Here is a 19,262-nt window from a genome sequence, read left to right on the forward strand (position 1 = left end):
TGGGGCAGGAGGGTCAGCGGGCCCGCCGGCCCCGGCGGGTGCGCAGGTAGTCGGCGACGACGTACTCGCCCAGCCGCTCGCTGTCGGGGGTGAACACCCGCCCGCCGGCGCGCGCGGTGATGTCGTGGACGAAGTGCACCAGCCCGGGCTCGGGGTCGAGCGCGAAGACGTTGAGCGTCGCGCCCGACCGGGCCACCCGCTCGACCTCGGCGACGGTCTTGGCGATCGTCTCGGGCATCGGCGGCCAGCAGAAGTACGGCGTGCCGTCCTCCTCCAGGTGCGCCGTCGGCTCCCCGTCGGTGACCACCAGGACCACCGGCTCGGCGTCGCGGTGCCGGGCCAGGAACCGGCGGGCCAGCATCAGCCCGTGCTGCAGATTGGTGCCCTGCAGCGTGTCCACGGAGAGCTCGGCGAGCGTCTCGGGCTTGAGCACCTGCGCGGTGGAGGAGAACCCGATGATCTGGATCGCGTCCTGCGGGAACCGCGTGGTCACCAGGGAGTGCAGCGCCATCGCCGTCGACTTGGCCGCGCCCCACGTGCCGCGCAGCGCCATCGAGTAGGACAGGTCGACCAGCAGCGCGACGGCGGCCCCGGTGCGCCGCTCGGTCTCGACGACCTCGAAGTCCTCGACGGCGATGCGCACCCGCCGCTCGCCGTCCCCCCGCGGGTCGCCGGCGGTGCGCAGCACCGCGTTGCGGACCGTGCGGACGACGTCGAGCGGCTGCTCGTCGCCGAACTGCCACTCCCGCGAGCTGCCGGTGAGCTCCCCGGCCGACCCGGCGTCGGCCACGTCGTGCTCGCCGCGGCCGGTGGCGTCGAGCGTCGCGAACACCCGCCGCAGCGCGGTGGCGCCGAGCCGGCGGACCGCCTTGGGCGAGAGCTCGAGCTTGCCGTCGGAGCGGTTGAGGTAGCCCTGCCGCTCCAGCTCGCGCTCCATCTGGCGCAGCGCGGCGAGGTCGTCGACCGCCTCCCGGCCCAGTGCCTGCTCCAGCAACTCCTCGTCGACGTCGGCCAGCGAGGCGCCGGCGTAGCCCTGCGAGAGCTGGTTGGACAGCGCCTCGAGGTCGGCCAGCTCGGCGACGGCGCTGGTGGCGTCCCCCAGGCCGAGGGACTGCTCGCCGTCGGGCACCTGGCCGCGCTGTCCCCACGGCAGGTCCGGGCGGGCCTGGCGCAGCGCGTCCTGCAGGTGCGCCATCTCGCTGGCCAGCCCCAGGTCGGACATCGTCTGCGCCATCAGGTCGGCCAGCTCGGCGCGCTGCTCCGGCGACAGGCCGGCCATCATCCGCTCCTGCGCCGCGGCCCGGCGGGCGAGGGAGTCGACCAGCTCGTCGACCGACTGCGGGTCGTCGGGGAAGAACTGCCCGTGCCTGTCCATGAACTGGCGGAACTGCTCGTCGGTGTCCTCGCCGCGGTTGTGCGCGTCGAGCAGCTGCGAGAGGTCGGCGACCATGTCCTTGACCGCCTGCATGTCGCCCTCGGTGGCGTTCTGCAGCGCCTGCTTCATGTTCGCGAAGGAGCTGTCGAGCACCTCCCGGCGCAGCAGGTCCTGGATCTGGTCGTAGGCCTGCTGCGCCTCCGCCGAGCGGAACGGGTAGTCCTTGAGCGCGCGGACCGCGCCCGCGGTGTCCTGCGGCAGCGCGTCGAGCTCGGCCTCGGCCAGGCGGGCGGCGTCGTCCGGGTCGGGGAACAGCTCCCGGCGCTCGGCCTCCAGCGCCCGGTCCAGCAGCTCGCGGACCTCCTGCAGGGTGCCGTCCATCCGGCCGGCGGTGCGGGCCTGCCGCAGCCGGTCGCGGACCGACCGGCGCAGCTCGTCGAGGCCGCGGCGGCCGTCCATGCCGCGGCGCAGCAGTTCGCGCAGCGCCTCGCGGACCCCGCTGCCGCCGAGCACCGAGTCGCCGATCTCGTCGACGGCGCTGCCCAGGTCGTAGGGCGGGGCCAGCGGGTCGGGCCCGCCCCGCCAGCGTCCGTACCGGTAGCCCCTCCCGGGCCGGCGCGTCACCTCAGGCCCCGTACACCGTGCGGGTGCCGTCGGTGTCCTTGGCCAGCCGGCGGGTGAGGTACAGGCCCTCGAGGGCGAACTCGACGGCGGCGGCGGCCTGCTCGGCCGACTCCTCGCCCTCGGGGACGCCGAGGCGGCCCAGCAGCTCGGCGAGCTTCGGGATGGTGCCGAGCTGGCCGAGCAGCGCCGCGCCGGGCACCAGCTCGCCGGACTCGACGGTCTCCCCGCCGGTGAAGTGCTCCTGCAGGCCGGTCAGGTCCAGGCCGCCGCAGCGGGCGCGGAAGGTCTGCGCGGTGGCCTGCCGCAGCAGGTGCTCGAGCACCTCGAGCTCGCGCTCGTCGTCCGGGTCGCTGCCGGCGTCGGCGAACTCGACCTTGCCGCGGCTGGCCGGGACGATCCCCGGCAGGTCGACCACCCGGGCGACCGGGCGGGTCTCCCCGGCGACGGCGGCCCGGCGGACGGCGGAGGCGGCCACGGTCTCCAGCCCCGCGATGGCGAACCGGGCGCTGACCCCGGAGCGCTGGTCGACGTGGCTGGACTCGCGGACCAGCCGGGTGAAGCGGGCGACGATCTCCAGCAGGTGCTCGGGGACGACGGGCGCGTCGAAGGCGTCGTGCCGGCTCGGCCCGCCCAGCCACGACGTGTGCGCCTCCTGGCGCAGCAGGCGGACCTCGTCGGCCAGCTCGATCGGGTAGTGGGTGCGCACCTCGGCGCCGAAGCGGTCCTTGAGCGGGGTGATGATCCGCCCGCGGTTGGTGTAGTCCTCGGGGTTGGCGCTGGCCACCAGCAGCAGGTCCAGCGGCAGCCGCACCCGGTAGCCGCGGATCTGGATGTCGCGCTCCTCGAGCACGTTGAGCAGCGCGACCTGGATGCGCTCGGCGAGATCGGGCAGCTCGTTGACGCTGAAGATGCCGCGGTTGGTGCGGGGCACCAGGCCGTAGTGGACGGTCTCGGGGTCGCCCAGCGTGCGGCCCTCGGCCACCTTGATCGGGTCGACGTCGCCGATGAGGTCGCCGACGCTGGTGTCGGGGGTGGCCAGCTTCTCCCCGAACCGCTCGCTGCGGTGCAGCCAGCCGACCGGGGTGTCGTCGCCGTGCTCGGCGATCTGGCGGTGCGCCCACACGCTGATCGGTGCCAGCGGGTGCTCGTTGAGCTCGCTGCCGGCCAGCACCGGGGTCCACTCGTCGAGCAGGCCGACGAGGGTGCGGATGAGGCGGGTCTTGCCCTGGCCGCGCTCGCCCAGCAGGACGAGGTCGTGGCCGGCGATGAGCGCCCGCTCGACCTCGGGGACGACGGTGTCCTCGAAGCCGACGATGCCGGGCAGGGTGGGCTGGCCCGCGCCGAGGCGGGCGAGCAGGTTGGCGCGGATCTCGGCCTTGACCGGCCGGAAGGCGGCGCCGCCGGCGCGGAGCTCGCCGAGGGTCGTGGGTGCGGGTGGAGTCTGCGCTGGGGCCCATGGGGAGGCGCTGTCCGTCACCCCCGACACGGTACGACGGCTGCCGACGGTGCGGGCACCGTTCGCCGTCCTCCCCTGCGAGGATCCCGGCATGGCCGTGACCGCGGGGGAGGGGAGCGTGACCCCGCTGGTCGGCGGGGCCGACGTCGCCGCGGCGGCGGCGCTGCTCGACGGGGTCGTGCGGCGGACGCCGCTGGAGCACTCCCGGGCCCTCGCCGAGCGGGTCGGGGGGCCGGTCTGGCTCAAGTGCGAGAACCTGCAGCGGACCGGGTCGTTCAAGTTCCGCGGGGCCTACACGCGGCTGGCCCGGCTGTCGGCCGACGAGCGGGCCCGCGGGGTCGTGGCCGCGAGCGCGGGCAACCACGCTCAGGGGGTCGCCCTGGCCGCCCGCATGGTCGGCGTGCGGGCGACGGTGTTCATGCCGGAGAGCGCGCCACTGCCCAAGGTGGCCGCCACCCGCGGCTACGGCGCGGAGGCGCGGCTGACCGGGCACACGCTCACCGAGGCGCTGGCCGCCGCCGTCGAGCACGCCGAGCGGACCGGTGCGGTGTTCATCCACCCGTTCGACCACCCCGACGTCATCGCCGGGCAGGGGACGGTCGGGCTGGAGGTCCTCGAGCAGTGCCCGGACGTCGCCACGGTCGCCGTCTGCACCGGCGGCGGGGGGCTGGTCTCGGGCATCGCGGCGGCGGTGAAGGACCGCCGGCCCGACGTGCGGGTGGTGGCGGTGCAGGCCGAGGCGGCCGCCGCGTTCCCGGGGTCGCTGGCCGCGGGGCGGCCGGTGCCGCTGGCCGGGATGACGACGATGGCCGACGGCATCGCGGTCGGGGCGCCCGGGGAGCTCACCCTCGCCCACGTCCGGGACCTGGTCGACGAGGTGCGCACGGTGAGCGAGGAGGACCTCTCCCGGGCGCTGCTGTTCTGCCTGGAGCGGGCCAAGCTCGTCGTCGAGCCGGCGGGGGCCGCGGCGGTCGCCGCGGTGCTGGCCGACCCGGCCGCCTTCGTGCCGCCGGTGGTGGCGGTGGTCTCCGGCGGCAACATCGACCCGGTGCTCATGCTCAAGGTCGTGCAGCACGGCATGGCCGCGGCCGGCCGCTACCTGCGGCTGCGGCTGCGCGTGCCCGACCGTCCGGGCTCGCTGGCGGCGGTCCTCGCGGCGCTGGCCGACGTCGGCGCCAACGTGCTGGAGGTCGAGCACGAGCGCACCGCCACCCGCCTGGGACTCGGGGAGGTGGAGGTCTTCGTCGTCCTGGAGACGCGCGGGCCCGCCCACGCCGAGGAGGTCCTCGCGGCGCTCGACCACGCCGGCTACGAGGTCACCGCCGGGTAGAGGGCCCCGTCCCCCGCGCCCTCGCGGGCTCGGGGAAGCCCCCGGACGGGGCCCGCGGTGGGGGTCGGCGATGAGTCCGGCGCGCTGCCGCGGTCGGTAGGGCATGGACCTGGTACACCGCCGGCACGGCGGGCTCTCGGAGCGTCGGTGCCCCCACCTAACGTTGCCCTCATGAGCGACGCCATCCTCGTCGAGGGACTGCAGAAGCGCTTCGGCGCCAACACCGCGCTCGCCGGTGTCGACCTGACCGTCCCGGAGGGCAGCGTCCTCGGCCTGCTCGGGCCCAACGGCGCGGGGAAGACGACGGTCGTGCGCATCCTGAGCACGCTGCTCGTGCCCGACGGCGGCCGCGCCGAGGTGGCCGGCGTCGACGTCGTCCGGGAGCCCGGCCGGGTGCGCTCGCTCATCGGGCTGACCGGCCAGTACGCCGCGGTCGACGAGTACCTCACCGGCTTCGAGAACCTCGAGATGGTCGGCCGGCTGTACCGGCTGGGCAAGCGCGAGGCGCGGGAGCGGGCCGGCGAGCTGCTCGAGCGCTTCGACCTGACCGACGCCGCCACCCGGCCGGCGAAGACCTACTCGGGCGGCATGCGCCGGCGCCTCGACATCGCCGCCTCGCTGATCGCCCGCCCGCGGGTGCTGTTCCTCGACGAGCCGACCACCGGGCTCGACCCGCGCAGCCGGCTGGGCATGTGGGAGTTCATCGCCGACCTCGCCGGCGGCGGGACGACGATCCTGCTGACCACGCAGTACCTCGAGGAGGCCGACCGGCTGGCCGACCGGATGGTGGTCATCGACCACGGCCGGGTCATCGCCCGCGGCACCGCCGACGAGCTCAAGGCGCAGGTCGGCGGCCAGCGGCTGGAGCTCACCGTCGGCCACGTCGGCGACCTGGTCGGCACGGCTGCCCTGCTCGCGCCCCTGGCGGCCGGCGACCCGCAGGTCGACGAGCAGACCCGCCGGCTGAGCGTGCCGGTGCGCGGTGGCACCGACGCCCTCGCCGAGGCGCTGCGGCTGCTGGCCGCGAGCGACGTGGAGGTGCTCGACGTCGGGCTGCGCCGGCCCGACCTCGACGACGTGTTCCTCACCCTCACCGGCCACGCGGCGGAGGACGGCGCCGGCGACACCGCCGCGCCGGCCGCCGGGCGCGTGCCGGCCCAGAGCGCAGGGAGTGCCCGATGAGCGCGCTGTCCGTCGCCGTCGAGGACGGCCTCACGATCACCCGCCGCAACCTGGTCAAGGTCCGGCGGGTCCCGGAGCTCATCGTCTTCGCGACGTTGTCGCCGATCATGTTCGTGCTGCTGTTCCGGTACGTCTTCGGCAGCGCCGTCCCGATCCAGGGCATCAGCTACGCCGAGTTCCTGCTGCCCGGGATCTTCGCCCAGACGATCGTCTTCGGGAGCACGATCACCGGGGCCGGCCTCGCCGAGGACCTGCAGAAGGGCCTGATCGACCGCTTCCGCTCGCTGCCGATGGCGTCCTCGGCGGTCCTGGTCGGCCGGACGGTCGCCGACCTGGCGCTCAACGCGCTGTCCATCGTGGTCATGAGCGTGACCGGACTGATCGTGGGCTGGCGGATCCACTCCTCGGCGCTCGAGGCCCTGGCCGGCTTCGCCCTGCTGCTGCTGTTCGCCTACGCCATGAGCTGGCTGATGGCCACCGTGGGCCTGCTCGTGCGGACTCCGGAGGTGGTGCAGCAGGCCAGCTTCATCGTGATCTTCCCGCTGACCTTCATCGCCAACACGTTCGTGCCGACGAACAACTTCCCGACGCTGCTCAAGGTGATCGCCGACTGGAACCCGGTGTCGGCGGTGGTGCAGGCCGCCCGGCAGCTGTTCGGCAACACCGCGCCGGTGCTGGAGACCTCCGACGCGTGGTCGCTGCAGCACCCGGTGCTGTACACGGTGATCTGGTCGGTGCTGCTGCTGGTGGTCTTCGTGCCGCTGTCGGTCCGGATCTACCGGCGGACCGCCAGCCGCTGAGGCCGGGACGGGTGGAGCCGGAGGCCTCCGGGAGGGCCGGCGCGGCAGGGGCGCAGGATGGGACGCGATGAGCGCCGCCGACCCCGCCCCCGCCGCGTCCAACCCCCTCCTCGCCGAGTCGCCCCTGCCGTTCCGGCTGCCGCCGTTCGCCGACATCTCCCTGGAGGACTGCCGCGAGGCGGTGCTCGCCGGGATGGCCGAGCAGCGGGCCGAGGTCGCGGGGATCACCGGGTCGGCGCAGGCGCCGACCTTCGAGAACACGATCGTGGCGCTGGAGCGCTCCGGCCGGCTGCTGGCCCGGGCCGAGGCGGTGTTCGGCAACCTCTCGTCGTCGCTGTCGACCCCGCGGCTGCGCGAGATCGAGCGGGAGCTCGCGCCGCTGGAGGCCGCGCACGCCGACCTGCTGCGGCTCGACCCGGCGCTGTTCGCCCGGGTCGACGCCGTCCACGAGGCCCGCCACACCTGCGGCCTCGACGCGGAGGCGGTCCGGCTGGTCGAGCGCCACCACCTCGACCGGGTCCTGGCCGGCGCGCGCCTCGACGAGGACGGGCGGACGCGCCTGTCGGAGCTGAACCGGGAGCTCTCGGAGCTGTCGACCCGGTTCGGGCAGAACCTGCAGCTGGCCACCGAGGCCGCCGCCGTCCGGGTCGCCGACGCCGCCGAGCTCGACGGGCTCTCCGAGGAGGAGGTCGCCGCCGCGGCCCGCGCCGCCGCCGACCGCGGCCTCGACGGGTACCTCCTGCCGCTGCTGCTGCCCACCGGCCAGCCGGTGCTGGCCAAGCTGCGGGACCGGGAGCTGCGGCGCCGCGTGTTCGAGGCGTCGGTGGGCCGGGCGTCGTCCGGGGAGCACGACAACGGGCCGGTCGCCGCGCGCATCGCCCGCGTCCGGGCCGAGCGCGCGCGGCTGCTCGGCTTCGCCACCCACGCCGACCTGGTGCTCGCCGACCAGACCGCCGGCAGCACCGCCGCCGTCGACGCGATGCTCGCCTCGATGGTCGGCCCGGCGACGGCCAACGCCCGGGCCGAGGCCGAGGTGCTGGCCGAGGTCGCCGCCCGCGACGGCGTGACCGAGCTGGCCGCCTGGGACTGGGCGTTCTACAGCGAGCGCGTGCGCGCCGAGCGGTACTCGGTGGACACCACGGCGCTGCGGTCGTGGTTCGAGCTCGACCGCGTCCTGGTCGACGGTGTCTTCCGGGCCGCGGAGCTCCTCTACGGCTACCGCTTCACCCCGCGCCCGGACCTGGCCGGCTACCACCCCGACGTCCGCGTCTGGGAGGTCAGCGGGCCCGACGGCGAGGCGGTCGGGCTCTACCTCGGCGACTTCACCGCTCGCGAGGGCAAGCGGGGCGGGGCGTGGATGAGTTCCTTCGTCTCCCAGTCGCGGCTGCTGGGCACCCGGCCGGTCGTCGTCAACAACCTCAACGTGGCCCGCGCTCCGGAGGGCCGGCCGACGCTGCTGACCCTCGACGAGGTCAACACCCTGTTCCACGAGTTCGGCCACGCGCTGCACGGGCTGAGCTCGGCGGTCACCTACCCGCGCTTCGCCGGCACCGCGGTGCCGCGGGACTTCGTCGAGTTCCCCAGCCAGGTCAACGAGGTGTGGGCGCTGTGGCCGGAGGTCCTGGCGCACTACGCGCGGCACGTGGAGACCGGGGAGCCGCTGCCGGCCGCCGTCGTCGAGGCGATCGACGCCGCGTCGCTGTGGGGCGAGGGGTTCGCGACCGTGGAGTACCTGGCCGCGACGCTGCTCGACCAGGCCTGGCACCGGATCACCCCGGAGACCGAGGTCGGCGACCCCGCCGGGTTCGAGCGCCGGGCGCTGGCCGACGCCGGCGTCGCCTCCGACCTGGTGCCGCCGCGCTACCGGACGACGTACTTCCAGCACGTCTTCGCCGGTGGCTACGCGGCCGGCTACTACTCCTACATCTGGTCGGAGGTCCTCGACGCCGACACCGTGGAGTGGTTCAAGGAGCGCGGCGGGCTGCGCCGGGAGAACGGCGACGTCTTCCGCGACCGGCTGCTCTCCCGCGGCGGATCGGTGGACCCGCTGGAGGCATTCCGCGCAGTCCGCGGCCGCGACGCCGACCCGACGCCGCTGCTGCGCCGCCGTGGCCTCGCGGCGAACACCTAGAGGCCGGAGGCCTGTCGTGCCGAGTGGGCCCCGGAGGGGTCCGGGCAGGCGCGACGCAGCGGCTCAGCGGCGGTCGGGACGGCGCGTGGCCGCGGTGCGGTCCGGTAGGACCGCAGTGTCAGAGCCAGGGGAGGCCCAGCACCAGGTCGAGGTCGTCGGGGGCGTCGCCGTCGCGGACGAGCCGGTTGGGCTGGCGGTGGCCGCACGCCGTGCAGCGGTGCACCACCTGCCAGCCCTTGCCCGACTTCTCGACCAGCCCGATGGGCTCCATGGGCGCCCGGCAGTGGCTGGCCCGGTCGCCGGGCAGGTCGTCGACGTGCAGCGACCACAGGCACCGCGGGCAGTGGTTGCGGTAGTGCCCGTCGGTGTTCGCCGGGACGTCGGCGGCGCAGTGCACGCAGACGAAGCCGGTGTTCTCCGCCCGCCGGGAGCGGGGCATGCCGACGGCGGGGCGCGGGGCCCGGGTCAGGGGACGAACGGCTCGACGGCGACGACCTCGACGGTGATGTCGCGTCCGTTCGGCGCCTGGTAGGTCACCGTGGTGCCCGGCTCCGACCCGAGGATGGCCGCGCCCATCGCCGACTCGGGGGAGTAGACGGCCAGGTCGGTGGTGCCGGCGATCTCGCGCGAGCCCAGCAGGAACTTCTCGGTCTCGTCGTCGCCCTGGAACCGGATGGTGATCACGGTGCCGAGCTCGGCGGTGGTCGCCGTCGTCGGCGGCTCACCCACGTGCGCCTTGCGGAGCAGGTCGGTGAGCTGCCGGATCCGGTGCTCCTGCTTGCCCTGCTCCTCCTTGGCGGCGTGGTAGCCGCCGTTCTCCTTGAGGTCGCCCTCCTCGCGGCGGGCGTTGATCTCGGCGGCCATGGCCGGCCGTCCGGCCACCAACTGGTCGAGCTCGGCCTTGAGCCGGTCGTGGGCCTCCTGGGTCAGCCAGATGCCCTGCTCGTTCTCAGTGGGGGTGGTCACGCGGGGGACTCCTGCAGCTCGGGGGCCGCCTCCCGGCCAGGAGGCGACGACGTCGATCCGGCCAAGCTAACACCGGCCGAGGGACCCCTGCACGGACCCAGCGCACCCGGATCGGGGCCCCGCAGAGGCGATCGCAGGTGTCCGACCCCACAGTGACGCGCAGCACACCCGGCCCTCCGGAGGGCGGGGTCCGCGGCGTCCCCGGGCCCGGCCGGGGGACACTGGTCCGGTGACCGAAGCGGACCCGTTGCGCCTGCTCGCCGTGCACGCGCACCCCGACGACGAGTCGAGCAAGGGCGCGGCGACGATGGCGAAGTACGTCGCCGAGGGCGTCCAGGTGATGGTGGCGACGTGCACCGGCGGCGAGCGCGGCTCGGTGCTCAACCCGGCGCTCGACCGCCCGGAGGTCTGGGAGCGCCTGCCGCAGCTGCGCGCCGAGGAGATGGCCCGCGCCCGCGAGATCCTCGGCGTCGAGCAGGAGTTCCTCGGCTTCGTCGACTCCGGCCTGCCCGAGGGCGACCCGCTGCCGCCGCTGCCCGAGGGCTGCTTCGCGCTGGTGCCCACCGAGGAGGCGGCCGCGCCGCTGGTGGCGCTCATCCGCCGCTTCCGCCCGCACGTCGTGCTCACCTACGACGAGCGGGGCGGCTATCCGCACCCCGACCACGTCAAGACCCACGACGTGTCCGTGCTCGCCTTCGAGGCGGCCGGTGACCCCGAGCGCTACCCCGACCTCGGCGAGCCCTGGCAGCCGAGCAAGCTCTACTACCACATGGGTTTCACGCTGACCCGCACGCGGGCGCTGCACGAGGCCATGCTCGAGACCGGCGCCGAGTCGCCCTACGCGGAGTGGCTGGCCACCTGGGACCCGGCGCGCGACATGAGCCACCGGGTCACCACCCGGGTGCCCTGCGCGGAGTACTTCCCGGTCCGCGACGCCGCGCTCATCGCGCACGCCACCCAGATCGACCCCCAGGGCCGCTGGTTCGCCTGCCCGATGGACCTGCAGCAGCGGGTGTGGCCCACCGAGGACTACGAGCTGGCCCGCTCGCTGGTCGACTCGACCCTGCCGGAGGACGACCTGTTCGCCGGCATCCGCAGCGAGGTGCCGGTCCCGTGACCGCCACCGTCGTGAGCAGCATCGCGGTGGGCGCCGTCCTCGCCGAGCAGGAGCTGCCCGAGGACGTCGGGAAGTCCGGCCCGCTGGGCCTGTTCCTCCTCCTGGTGCTGCTGGTCGCCGTCGCGCTGCTGGTCAAGTCGATGACCGGGCACCTCAAGAAGCTGCCGCGCAGCTTCGACCCCGACGACGAGCCGACCGTCGTCGTCCCCGACACCCCGGCCGAGCTCGTCGACCCGCCCCGGCGGCCCGGCCAGGACCTGCTCGACACGCTGCGGCAGGCGCCGCGCGCCATCGAGGGCCCCAAGCGCGACGACCGGACCGACCCGCCGGCGCGCTGACGCGGGCAGGTCCGTCCGGCGCACCGGTCAGCGCGCCGCGAGGTGCGGCTCGAGGGCCCGGTCGATCGCCGCCCGCGGCCGGGCACCGACGATGGTCGTCACGACCTCGCCGTCCCGGAACAGGCTCATCGTCGGCATGCCCAGGACGGCGTACGCGCGGGTGACCTCGGGGTTGGCGTCGACGTCGAGCTGCACGACGCGCAGGCGGTCGCGCTCGGCGGCGGCCAGCTGCTCGAGGACCGGCGTCACCATGCGGCAGGGGCCGCACCACGACGCGGTGAAGTCGACCAGCACGGGCAGGTCGCTGGCGAGGACGTCGGCGGCGAACGTCGCGTCGGTGGTGGACGGCAGGGTGGTGCTCATCGGACTCCCTCACGGAGGACGGAGGCGACCAGCTGGTCGCCCGGGGTGAGCTCGGCCCCGCAGTCGCACACCAGGTGCGCACCCACGTGGCCGCCGCAGCCGGCGTGCCGGTAGGTCACGTCCGGCGGGCGGTCGTCGGACAGGTGCCGCGCCGCCCAGTCGGAGAAGGCCGCCAGGACCGGGAGCAGGTCGCGCCCGGCCGGGGTGAGGACGTACTCGGACCGCGGCCGGGCCCCCGGCAGCACGTACTCGCGCTGCTCGAGCACCCCCGCGGCCACCAGCCGGCGCAGCCGGTCGGCCAGGACGGTGCGCGGGGCGCCGGTCGTCTGCTGCAGGTCGGTGAACCTCCGGACGCCCAGCGCCGCCTCGCGGACGACGAGCAGCACCCACCGGTCCCCGAACAGCGAGAGCGCCTCGGTCACGGCCACGGTGCTGAGTATGGACCCTGTACTCAGGAACGGCCAGAGGACGGGGCCGGCGACCCGCGGCCCCGCTCTCGTCGCTCACCAGGCGTGTGCCACGTCGACGGCGACGCGGGAGCCGTCCCCCGGGCCGTCCAGGACGAGGACCCGGAAGGGGAGCCGGGCGCGGACGCCGAGCCCCACGGTGCTCGAGCCCTCGAAGGAGTGCGCCCACGCGACCTGGCGGAAGGTGCGGTAGCCGGTGACGTCCACGGCCTCGGCGTCGTCCGCCGGGTCGTAGGTCGCCGCGCCGTTCCCGTCGTAAGCGGGGGTGTGCACGACGACCTGCAGGTCGGCGGCGCCGCGCAGCGGCACGGGCCGGCCCGAGGCGTCCTCGTGCACCGCGGGCACGTAGCGGACGTCGTAGCCGACGTCGGCGGCGTCGACCCCGGCCAGGTCGAGGACCAGCCGGTCGTAGCAGTCGTGGCGGCCGGCGCGGACGTCGTCGAGCACGCCGCCGCCGCGGTCCTGGACCGTCTCCGGGGTCGAGCCCCAGACGACGGCGCAGGACGAGGCGGCGGAGGCCGGGGCGGCCGCCGCGGACACGACGGCGGCAGCGGCGAGGACGGCGGCGGTGCGGGTGCGGGTGGTGACCACGGGATCCTCCAGCATCGGTGGTGGGGACTGCGGATGCTGGAAGAGTGCGACGACGCGCAGGTGGGCACCATGGCTCGCATCGCCCACAGATGTCGATCCTGGAGCCCGTGAGCTGGCAACACCTGATGAGGACCGGGCGGTGACTCCTCCCATGGGGTGGCAGCTGTCGTCTGCGCCGTCCGGGTGTCGCCGACCCACGTGGGGCGTGCCGTGTCCGCTCTCGGCGCACACGTGACGTCTTCCCGGACGACCACGTGGGTCTTACCGTGTAATCACGTAAGCACTTCACTCCAGGAGGCCGTCGTGCACGGACACCACCGCTTCGCCGACTCACCCTTCGCCCGGATGGGCGCCCCCGGCTTCCGCGGCCGCGGCCCCGGTGGCCGCGGCCGCGGCCCGGGCGGGCGGGGAGCCGACACCCCGCCACACGTCGACCGGGCCGAGGTGGCCGGCTGGTTCGCCGGCCGCCTGCCCGACGGCTGGTTCACCGGGCCGGTCGACCTGGTGGTCGACCGCGACGAGATCACCGTCGTCGGCACGCTGGCCGAGCCCGACCCCGGCGAGGGCGACCCGGCCGCCGCGCGGGCGGGGCGGATCGCCCGCTTCCGCGAGGACACCCGCGAGCAGCGCATGGCGATCGCCGACGCGGCCCAGGAGCGCTACGGCCGCTCGGTGGCGTGGGGCGCGGCGTGCGGGGACGTCCGCGAGGTGTTCACCAACGCCTCCGTGCCGGTCATGACCCGGCTGCGCCAGCCCGAGCGGCTGGTGCTCGACACCCTCGTCGACGCCGGCGTGGCCCGGTCGCGGTCGGAGGCGCTGGTGTGGGCGGTGCGGCTGGTCGGCCAGCACGCCGACGCCTGGCTGACCGAGCTCCGCGACGCCATGACCTCGGTGGAGGAGGTCCGCGCGCGCGGCCCGCGCCTGGACTGATCCTCTGCCAGGCTGCTCCGGTGACCTCGCCGGAGCTGCTGGGCTCGACCTCCGCCGCCCTCTCCGCCGTCGTCTCCGGCCTCACGCCGGAGGAGGGCTGGGCGCCCAGCGGGTGCAGCGGCTGGGCGGTCCTCGACCTCACGCTGCACCTGGTGGACGACGCCCGCCGGGGTCTGGTCGCGCTGGCCACCCCGGCGGGCGGTCCGGCCACCAGTGACGCGGTCGCCTACTGGCGGTCCTGGCAGCCGAGCGCCGAGCAGGACGCCGACGTCGCCTGGCGCACCCGGGTGCGGGCCAGCGTCACCGGCGGGCTCCCGGAGCTGGCCGCCGTGTACGCCGAGCTGGTCGCCGCCGTGGGGGTCTCGGCCGGGCGGGTGCGGCCCGACGACCTGGTGCGGACGCAGGGGCACGTCCTGCGCGTCGACGACCTGCTGTCCACGCTGGCCGTCGAGGCCGCCGTCCACCACCTGGACCTCGTGGCGCGGCTGGACCGGCCCGGTCCCGCACCCGAGGCGCTGGCCGAGGTGCGGCGGGTGCTCGAGGGCCTGTGCGGCGGCCCGCTCCCCACCGGGTGGGACGACGCGACGGCCGCCCGCCGCGGCACCGGCCGGGAGCCGCTGACCGACGCCGACCGCGCCGCGCTCGGGGAGACCGCCGCCCGGTTCCCCCTGTTCGGCTGAGTTCCCGCGCCGGCCAGGGACACTGGGGAGGTGCCCCCTGCTGACGCCGTCCCCGCCGCGACCGACGTGCTGGTGGTGGGAGCCGGACCGGCCGGGTCCGCCGCGGCCGCCTGGGCGGCGCGCGCCGGGCACGACGTGCTGCTCGCCGACGCCGCCGTCTTCCCCCGCGACAAGGCCTGCGGCGACGGGCTGACCCCGCGCGCGATCGCCGAGCTCGACCGGCTCGGACTCGGCTCCTGGGCGCGCTCCCGGGCCCGCAACCGCGGCCTGCGCGCCGCCGGGTTCGGCCGGCAGTGGGAGCTGCCCTGGCCCGGCGGGGAGTTCCCCGACCACGGCAGCGCGGTGCCGCGCACCGAGCTCGACGCCCGGATCCGCGAGGTGGCGCTGGCCGACGGCGCCGTCGCGCTGGAGGGGGCCCGCGCCGTCGACGTCGAACGGGACGGCGAGCGGGTGACCGGCGTCGTGTTCGAGACCGCCGACGACGAGACGGTCACCGTCGGCTGCCGGCGGCTGGTCGTCGCCGACGGCGTCCGGTCGCCGCTGGGCCGGGTCCTGGGCCGCGAGTGGCACCGCGACACCGCCTACGGGGTCGCCGCCCGCGGCTACGTGCGCTCGGGCCGGGCCGACGACGAGTGGATCTCCTCGCACCTGGAGCTGCGGGGCGCCGAGGGCGAGCTGCTCTCCGGCTACGGCTGGGTCTTCCCGCTCGGCGCGCAGGCCGGGCAGGTGAACATCGGCGTCGGCACGCTGGCCACCGCCCGCCGTCCCGCCGGGGTGGCGCTCAAGGCGCTGCTGGAGGTCTACGCCGACGCGCGCCGCGAGGACTGGCGGCTCGACGGGCCGGTGGAGGCGCCGGCGTCGGCGCTGCTGCCCATGGGCGGTGCCGTGTCGGGCGTGGCCGGCCGCAACTGGGCGCTGGTCGGTGACGCGGCGGGCTGCGTGAACCCGCTCAACGGCGAGGGCATCGACTACGGCCTGGAGACCGGGCGCGGCGTCGTCGACCTGTTCGGCGAGGACGACTGGTCGCACGCCTGGCCGGCCACGCTGCGGCGGCACTACGGCGAGGCGTTCTCCATCGCCCGCCGGCTGGCCGGGCTCCTCACCGTCCCCCGCTTCCTGCCCGCGGCCGGGCCGGTCGGCATGCGCTCCCGCGCCCTGATGACCGTGGCGCTGCGGGTGATGGGCAACCTGGTCACCGATGCCGACCGCGACGTCGTCGCCCGGGCCTGGCGCACCGCCGGGCGGCTGTCCGGCCGCGCGGACCAGCGGCCGCCGTTCAGCTGAGCCGGCCCCCCACGGGCCTCACACGAAGGGCGAGTTGTACATCGCGAAGTAGACGGCGATGTAGTGGCAGATCGCCGCCACGATGGTCATCGCGTGGAAGACCTCGTGGTAGCCGAAGACGCCGGGCACGGGGTTGGGCTTCTTCACCGCGTAGGCGACACCGCCGAGGGTGTAGAGGACGCCGCCGGTCGCGAGCAGCACCAGCGACGCGACGCCGGCGATGTGCAGGATGTCGGTGAGGATGAACACGGCGACCCAGCCCAGCCCGAGGTAGAGCGGCACGCCGACCCAGCGCGGGGCGGTCGGCCAGGTCAGCTTGAGCGAGACGCCGGCCAGCGCGCCGGCCCAGACGGTGCCCAGCACCCAGTAGCCGGTCGGCTGGTCGACGGCGAGCAGCGAGAAGGGCGTGTACGTCCCCGCGATGAACAGGAAGATCATCGAGTGGTCGAGCCGCTTCATGACCTTCCAGCCGCGCGGTGACCAGCGGCGGCGGTGGTACAGCGCGCTGATGCCGAACAGGCCGCAGATCGTCACGCAGTAGACGGCGACGGAGAACCCGGCGCGCGCGCCGAGCACCGACCCGAGCGGGACGAGCACCGCACCGGCGACGATCGCACCGAAGAAGGCGAACAGGTGCAGCCAGCCGCGCATCCGCGGGCGGGTGTCGGGGTGCTCCCAGTCGCCGTCGGCGAAGTCCGCGGCGGTCCAGGTCCGGTCGACCTGCTGGCCCTCGTGGAGGACGGTGGCGACGGCGGTCCCGCGAGGTGCCTCGAGCTCTGCTCCGTCGTCGGCCTGCACCCGGACCGGCTCGAGGTCGTCGGGGACACCAGCACTCATGAACCGAGGTTACGGAGCCGCCGGTGCGGGTGCAGCGGCAGCGGCCTGTGAGGTCGCTGCCACTCCCCGGCGCGGGTGCCGCGGCTCGCCGGTACGGCTGCGGAACGTGAACGTCCCGGGGCATAGTGTGTGCCCCGTGGGGGCGCGCCAGTGGGTCCGCGACGCCCTGACCCAGGTCTACGAGCACCGGCTGGCGCGGCAGCTGGTCGGTGCCGACGTCCCCCGGCACGTGGGCGCGATCATCGACGGCAACCGGCGCTGGGCCCGGGCCACCGGCCTGCTCGACCCCAACGCCGGGCACCGCCGCGGAGCCGACCGGATCGCCTCCTTCCTCGGCTGGTGCGACGAGGCCGGCGTCGAGGTGGTCACGCTGTTCCTGCTCTCCACCGACAACCTGTCGCGGCCCGAGCCGGAGCTGACGCCGCTGCTGCGGATCATCGAGGGCGTCGCCGAGGACCTCTCCGCGCCCGACCGGCGCTGGCAGCTGCGGCCCGTGGGCGCGCTGGAGCTGCTGCCGGCCGAGACCGTCGCCGTGCTCAAGGAGGCCGAGGAGGTCACCCGCGGTCGCCCGGGCGCCCACGTCAACCTCGCCGTCGGCTACGGCGGGCGGCGGGAGATCGCCGACGCCGTCCGGTCGCTGCTGGCCGAGCACGCCAGCCGGGGGACGACGCTCGACGAGCTGGTGAGCGTGCTGGACGTCGAGCACATCGCCGAGCACCTCTACACCCGCGGCCAGCCCGACCCCGACCTGGTCATCCGCACCAGCGGGGAGCAGCGGCTGTCGGGGTTCCTGCTCTGGCAGACGGCGCACTCGGAGTTCTACTTCACCGACGTCTACTGGCCCGACTTCCGCCGGGTCGACTTCCTGCGCGCCCTGCGGGCCTATGCGGCGCGGCACCGCCGATTCGGTGGGTGACAGACTCGGGCGCATGGCCTCCGGCACCGTCGACGTCCCCCTCGAGTACGTCCGGCTGGGCCTGCGCTTCGACCGCCTGGAGTCCGGCTTCGTCGACGCCTACACCGGTGAGAAGCGGATCCGCGCGGAGGTGGAGAGCGAGCCGGCACCGACGCCGCAGGGCCTGCGCGACCAGGCCCGGGCGCTGCTGCGCGAGCTCGAGGTCGCCGGGCTGCCGGCCGACCGGACCGAGTTCCTCCGCGGGCAGCTGACCGGTCTCGAGTGCAGCGCCCGGAAGATCGGCGGCGAGCCGGTGCCCTTCCTCGACGAGGTGCGCGGCTACTTCCAGGTCGACCTCGTCCTCGGGAACCCGGCCGACTACGCCGCCGCGCACGCCGAGCTCGAGACGCTGCTGCCCGGGGAGGGGTCGCTGGCCGAGCGGTACGCCGCGCACCGCCGCCGCGAGGAGTGCCCGCCGCAGCGGCTGGGGGAGGCGGTGCACGCGCTGTCCAGCGCGCTGCGCGACCGGGTCCGCGGCCGCTACGGCCTGCCGGAGGTCGAGACGGTGCGCTACGAGATCGTCACCGACAAGCCGTGGTCGGGCTTCAACTACTACGAGGGCGACTACCGCTCACGGGTGGCGGTCAACGCCGACCTGCCGCACCGGCTCAGCCAGCTCGCCCACCTGGTGGCGCACGAGTCCTACCCGGGCCACCACACCGAGCACTGTCGCAAGGAGCGCGGCCTGGTGAAGCGCGCCGGGCACCTCGAGCACACCGTCTTCCTGGTCAACACCCCCGAGTGCCTGATGGCCGAGGGGCTGGCCGACCTCGGCGTCGACGCCTCGGTCGGTGCCGGCTGGGGGCCGTGGACCGCCGAGGTGCTCGGCGACCTAGGCCTGCGCTTCGACGGCCACCTCGCCGAGCGGATCGCCGAGGCCGCCGCGCCGCTGAACCGGGTGCGCCAGGACGCCGCCGTCCTGCTGCACGACCGCGGCGCCGACGCCGACGAGGTGGCCGCCTACATCCAGCGCTGGTCGCTGGTGAGCGCCGAGCGCGCCCGTCAGCAGCTGCGCTTCCTCACCCACCCGCTGTGGCGGGCCTACATCACCACCTACGTGGAGGGCTACGACCTGCTGCACCGCTGGCTGGCGGCCCGTCCCGAGGGTCAGGACGTCGCCGACCGCTTCGTCCGCCTGCTCGACGAGCCGCTGACGCCGGCCGTCGTCACCGCCGAGCTGCCGGCCGCCTGAGCCGTGTCCCGCCGCGACCCGGAGGAGGCCCGGGCCCTGGGCCTGTGGACGGCGGGCTGGCTGTTCGTCCTGCTGCTCGCCGGGCTGCTGTGGGTCGGCGACCTGCGGGTGCAGTGGCCGGTGCTGCTGGTGCCCGCGCTCTGGGCGCTGGTGGCGCTGCGGCCGCGGCGGGGGTCGGCGCGCCGCCGTGCCGACCGCCGTCCCGACCGCCGTGCCGACCGCCGTGCCGACCGCCGTCCCGACAGCCGTCCGGACCGGCTGGACGACTGGCCGCCGCGCGCGGACCGGCCGCCGCGGGGCGGCCCGCCGGCACGGGACGTGCCGCCGACCCGGGAGCTGCCGGCCTCGTGGCAGCAGTCCTGGCCGCCCGACCTCCCGGGGCGCGGCCGCAGCGGCTGACCCCGTCCGGTGGGACGGCCGGGGCGGGAGCGTGCCCCGGAGGAGGGACACGCCACCTGAGCGTCGTGCTCCTGTCACCTCCCGGCTCTAGCGTCCGGGGTGGAAGGCGGGCCCGTCCCGCCGTCCACGGGAGGCCCGGTTGGTGCTGACGAGTCCGTCGACCAGGGGGCCGGTGCCCGGCCCCTGTGCCGGGGCCCCGGTTCCCCTCGAGCCGGGGCGCGCCGCGCCGCGCCCCACGGGAGCTG

20 protein-coding genes are annotated in these 19,262 nt (G+C 75.4%); 12 read left to right on the forward strand and 8 right to left on the reverse strand.

What is annotated here, in order from left to right; all coding sequences use genetic code 11:
• Positions 1–13: 13 nt before the first annotated feature.
• Together ACU616_RS12285 and ACU616_RS12290 are read right to left on the reverse strand one after the other, a co-directional pair.
• Entirely contained in the window at positions 14–1,999 is a 1,986-nt protein-coding gene (locus ACU616_RS12285) for a VWA domain-containing protein (protein ID WP_446758743.1), read from the reverse strand.
• 1 nt (position 2,000) lies between these two features.
• Positions 2,001–3,476: a sigma 54-interacting transcriptional regulator gene (locus ACU616_RS12290; RefSeq protein WP_446758744.1), complete on the reverse strand. Its 1,476-nt coding sequence runs from the start codon at positions 3,474–3,476 to the stop codon at positions 2,001–2,003.
• 70 nt (positions 3,477–3,546) lie between these two features.
• Here ACU616_RS12290 and ilvA point away from each other — a divergent pair, with 70 nt between their 5' ends.
• The 4 genes from ilvA to ACU616_RS12310 all read left to right on the forward strand — a co-directional run bounded on the left by ilvA (position 3,547) and on the right by ACU616_RS12310 (position 8,898).
• Positions 3,547–4,785: a threonine ammonia-lyase gene (ilvA, locus tag ACU616_RS12295; protein ID WP_446758745.1), complete on the forward strand. Its 1,239-nt coding sequence runs from the start codon at positions 3,547–3,549 to the stop codon at positions 4,783–4,785.
• 171 nt (positions 4,786–4,956) lie between these two features.
• Entirely contained in the window at positions 4,957–5,967 is a 1,011-nt protein-coding gene (locus tag ACU616_RS12300; RefSeq protein WP_446758746.1) for an ATP-binding cassette domain-containing protein, read from the forward strand.
• A complete protein-coding gene (locus ACU616_RS12305; protein ID WP_446758747.1) occupies positions 5,964–6,767 on the forward strand; it encodes an ABC transporter permease in 804 nt (267 codons plus the stop codon). Before ACU616_RS12300 ends, ACU616_RS12305 begins: the two co-directional genes overlap by 4 nt.
• 67 nt (positions 6,768–6,834) lie before the next feature.
• Positions 6,835–8,898, forward strand: a complete 2,064-nt coding sequence (locus ACU616_RS12310; protein WP_446758748.1) for a M3 family metallopeptidase — start codon at positions 6,835–6,837, stop codon at positions 8,896–8,898.
• Positions 8,899–9,016: 118 nt separating this feature from the next.
• Here the strand turns inward: ACU616_RS12310 and ACU616_RS12315 are convergent, their stop codons facing one another.
• The gene (locus ACU616_RS12315) at positions 9,017–9,337 is read right to left on the reverse strand and encodes an RNHCP domain-containing protein (RefSeq protein ID WP_446758749.1); all 321 of its coding nucleotides are present in this window, start codon (positions 9,335–9,337) and stop codon (positions 9,017–9,019) included.
• Between the two features lie 26 nt (positions 9,338–9,363).
• A complete protein-coding gene (gene greA / locus ACU616_RS12320; RefSeq protein ID WP_446758750.1) occupies positions 9,364–9,864 on the reverse strand; it encodes a transcription elongation factor GreA in 501 nt (166 codons plus the stop codon).
• A 229-nt stretch (positions 9,865–10,093) separates the two neighbouring features.
• On the opposite strand from greA, the gene mca reads away from it, so the two are divergent.
• Both mca and ACU616_RS12330 read left to right on the forward strand, forming a co-directional pair.
• Positions 10,094–10,981, forward strand: coding sequence for a mycothiol conjugate amidase Mca (gene mca, locus ACU616_RS12325; protein ID WP_446758751.1), 888 nt, complete (start codon positions 10,094–10,096; stop codon positions 10,979–10,981).
• Positions 10,978–11,319: a hypothetical protein gene (locus ACU616_RS12330; RefSeq protein ID WP_446758752.1), complete on the forward strand. Its 342-nt coding sequence runs from the start codon at positions 10,978–10,980 to the stop codon at positions 11,317–11,319. Before mca ends, ACU616_RS12330 begins: the two co-directional genes overlap by 4 nt.
• 27 nt (positions 11,320–11,346) lie before the next feature.
• Here the strand turns inward: ACU616_RS12330 and trxA are convergent, their stop codons facing one another.
• The 3 genes from trxA to ACU616_RS12345 all read right to left on the reverse strand — a co-directional run bounded on the left by trxA (position 11,347) and on the right by ACU616_RS12345 (position 12,740).
• Positions 11,347–11,682 (reverse strand): thioredoxin, encoded by a 336-nt coding sequence (gene trxA / locus ACU616_RS12335; protein WP_446758753.1) that lies wholly within the window; start codon positions 11,680–11,682, stop codon positions 11,347–11,349.
• Positions 11,679–12,110 (reverse strand): winged helix-turn-helix transcriptional regulator, encoded by a 432-nt coding sequence (locus tag ACU616_RS12340; RefSeq protein WP_446758754.1) that lies wholly within the window; start codon positions 12,108–12,110, stop codon positions 11,679–11,681. Before ACU616_RS12340 ends, trxA begins: the two co-directional genes overlap by 4 nt.
• 75 nt (positions 12,111–12,185) lie before the next feature.
• Positions 12,186–12,740, reverse strand: coding sequence for an AMIN-like domain-containing (lipo)protein (locus ACU616_RS12345; protein ID WP_446758755.1), 555 nt, complete (start codon positions 12,738–12,740; stop codon positions 12,186–12,188).
• A 303-nt stretch (positions 12,741–13,043) separates the two neighbouring features.
• Here ACU616_RS12345 and ACU616_RS12350 point away from each other — a divergent pair, with 303 nt between their 5' ends.
• The 3 genes from ACU616_RS12350 to ACU616_RS12360 are packed head-to-tail and all read left to right on the forward strand — an operon-like array spanning position 13,044 to position 15,634.
• Positions 13,044–13,670: a hypothetical protein gene (locus ACU616_RS12350; protein ID WP_446758756.1), complete on the forward strand. Its 627-nt coding sequence runs from the start codon at positions 13,044–13,046 to the stop codon at positions 13,668–13,670.
• A 20-nt stretch (positions 13,671–13,690) separates the two neighbouring features.
• On the forward strand, positions 13,691–14,350 hold the full coding sequence (locus ACU616_RS12355) for a maleylpyruvate isomerase N-terminal domain-containing protein (RefSeq protein WP_446758757.1): 660 nt from the start codon (positions 13,691–13,693) through the stop codon (positions 14,348–14,350).
• Between the two features lie 30 nt (positions 14,351–14,380).
• Entirely contained in the window at positions 14,381–15,634 is a 1,254-nt protein-coding gene (locus ACU616_RS12360; RefSeq protein WP_446758758.1) for a geranylgeranyl reductase family protein, read from the forward strand.
• Between the two features lie 18 nt (positions 15,635–15,652).
• Here the strand turns inward: ACU616_RS12360 and trhA are convergent, their stop codons facing one another.
• Positions 15,653–16,471, reverse strand: coding sequence for a PAQR family membrane homeostasis protein TrhA (trhA, locus tag ACU616_RS12365; protein WP_446758759.1), 819 nt, complete (start codon positions 16,469–16,471; stop codon positions 15,653–15,655).
• A 136-nt stretch (positions 16,472–16,607) separates the two neighbouring features.
• Here trhA and ACU616_RS12370 point away from each other — a divergent pair, with 136 nt between their 5' ends.
• The 3 genes from ACU616_RS12370 to ACU616_RS12380 are packed head-to-tail and all read left to right on the forward strand — an operon-like array spanning position 16,608 to position 19,017.
• Positions 16,608–17,387, forward strand: coding sequence for an isoprenyl transferase (locus ACU616_RS12370; protein WP_446758760.1), 780 nt, complete (start codon positions 16,608–16,610; stop codon positions 17,385–17,387).
• Positions 17,388–17,400: 13 nt separating this feature from the next.
• On the forward strand, positions 17,401–18,618 hold the full coding sequence (locus ACU616_RS12375) for a DUF885 domain-containing protein (protein WP_446758761.1): 1,218 nt from the start codon (positions 17,401–17,403) through the stop codon (positions 18,616–18,618).
• Between the two features lie 3 nt (positions 18,619–18,621).
• Positions 18,622–19,017: a hypothetical protein gene (locus ACU616_RS12380; RefSeq protein WP_446758762.1), complete on the forward strand. Its 396-nt coding sequence runs from the start codon at positions 18,622–18,624 to the stop codon at positions 19,015–19,017.
• Positions 19,018–19,262: the final 245 nt, after the last annotated feature.

It is taken from the genome of Geodermatophilus sp. URMC 62, assembly GCF_052931475.1.

What these genes read in the sequence shown, in the direction of transcription:
- ilvA (WP_446758745.1), top strand. Translation starts at nt 3,547, where the DNA reads ATGGCCGTGACCGCGGGGGAGGGGAGCGTGACCCCGCTGGTCGGCGGG.
- ACU616_RS12300 (WP_446758746.1), top strand. Translation starts at nt 4,957, where the DNA reads ATGAGCGACGCCATCCTCGTCGAGGGACTGCAGAAGCGCTTCGGCGCC.
- ACU616_RS12305 (WP_446758747.1), top strand. Translation starts at nt 5,964, where the DNA reads ATGAGCGCGCTGTCCGTCGCCGTCGAGGACGGCCTCACGATCACCCGC.
- ACU616_RS12310 (WP_446758748.1), top strand. Translation starts at nt 6,835, where the DNA reads ATGAGCGCCGCCGACCCCGCCCCCGCCGCGTCCAACCCCCTCCTCGCC.
- ACU616_RS12315 (WP_446758749.1), bottom strand. Translation starts at nt 9,337, where the DNA reads ATGCCCCGCTCCCGGCGGGCGGAGAACACCGGCTTCGTCTGCGTGCAC.
- trxA (WP_446758753.1), bottom strand. Translation starts at nt 11,682, where the DNA reads ATGAGCACCACCCTGCCGTCCACCACCGACGCGACGTTCGCCGCCGAC.
- trhA (WP_446758759.1), bottom strand. Translation starts at nt 16,471, where the DNA reads ATGAGTGCTGGTGTCCCCGACGACCTCGAGCCGGTCCGGGTGCAGGCC.
- ACU616_RS12375 (WP_446758761.1), top strand. Translation starts at nt 17,401, where the DNA reads ATGGCCTCCGGCACCGTCGACGTCCCCCTCGAGTACGTCCGGCTGGGC.